The organism is Streptomyces sp. NPDC057682, assembly GCF_042799575.1.
Classification (GTDB): domain Bacteria; phylum Actinomycetota; class Actinomycetes; order Streptomycetales; family Streptomycetaceae; genus Streptomyces.
In genome coordinates this window covers 1-1,196 of record NZ_JBHVIN010000040.1, presented here as the reverse complement: position 1 = coordinate 1,196, position 1,196 = coordinate 1, and the positions used below count along the sequence as shown (strand labels likewise).

Below are 1,196 nucleotides of genomic sequence, written 5' to 3'. Positions count from 1 at the left end.
GTGAGCTGGGGGTGGCCGCAGAGACCAGCGAGAAGCGACTGTTTACTAAAAACACAGGTCCGTGCGAAGCCGTAAGGCGATGTATACGGACTGACGCCTGCCCGGTGCTGGAACGTTAAGGGGACCGGTTAGCTGCTCTTCGGGGTGGCGAAGCTGAGAACTTAAGCGCCAGTAAACGGCGGTGGTAACTATAACCATCCTAAGGTAGCGAAATTCCTTGTCGGGTAAGTTCCGACCTGCACGAATGGCGTAACGACTTCTCGACTGTCTCAACCATAGGCCCGGTGAAATTGCACTACGAGTAAAGATGCTCGTTTCGCGCAGCAGGACGGAAAGACCCCGGGACCTTTACTATAGTTTGATATTGGTGTTCGGTTCGGCTTGTGTAGGATAGGTGGGAGACTTTGAAGCGGCCACGCCAGTGGTTGTGGAGTCGTCGTTGAAATACCACTCTGGTCGTGCTGGATGTCTAACCTGGGTCCGTGATCCGGATCAGGGACAGTGTCTGATGGGTAGTTTAACTGGGGCGGTTGCCTCCTAAAGAGTAACGGAGGCGCCCAAAGGTTCCCTCAGCCTGGTTGGCAATCAGGTGTTGAGTGTAAGTGCACAAGGGAGCTTGACTGTGAGACCGACGGGTCGAGCAGGGACGAAAGTCGGGACTAGTGATCCGGCAGTGGCTTGTGGAAGCGCTGTCGCTCAACGGATAAAAGGTACCCCGGGGATAACAGGCTGATCTTCCCCAAGAGTCCATATCGACGGGATGGTTTGGCACCTCGATGTCGGCTCGTCGCATCCTGGGGCTGGAGTCGGTCCCAAGGGTTGGGCTGTTCGCCCATTAAAGCGGTACGCGAGCTGGGTTTAGAACGTCGTGAGACAGTTCGGTCCCTATCCGCTGTGCGCGTAGGAATATTGAGAAGGGCTGTCCCTAGTACGAGAGGACCGGGACGGACGAACCTCTGGTGTGCCAGTTGTTCTGCCAAGGGCATGGCTGGTTGGCTACGTTCGGAAAGGATAACCGCTGAAAGCATCTAAGCGGGAAGCCTGCTTCGAGATGAGTATTCCCACCAACTTGATTGGTTAAGGCTCCCAGTAGACGACTGGGTTGATAGGCCAGATGTGGAAGCCCGGTAACGGGTGGAGCTGACTGGTACTAATAGGCCGAGGGCTTGTCCTCAGTTGCTCGCGTCCACTGTGTT

The 1,196-nt window shown here is 55.7% G+C and carries 1 rRNA gene (running past one end of the window); it reads left to right on the top strand.

The annotated features are described in order from the left end of the window. Nucleotides 1-1,174 (top strand): 23S ribosomal RNA (locus tag ACFVDM_RS38295) (it extends 1,372 nt beyond the left edge of the window). The last annotated feature ends 22 nt before the right edge of the window (nt 1,175-1,196 follow it).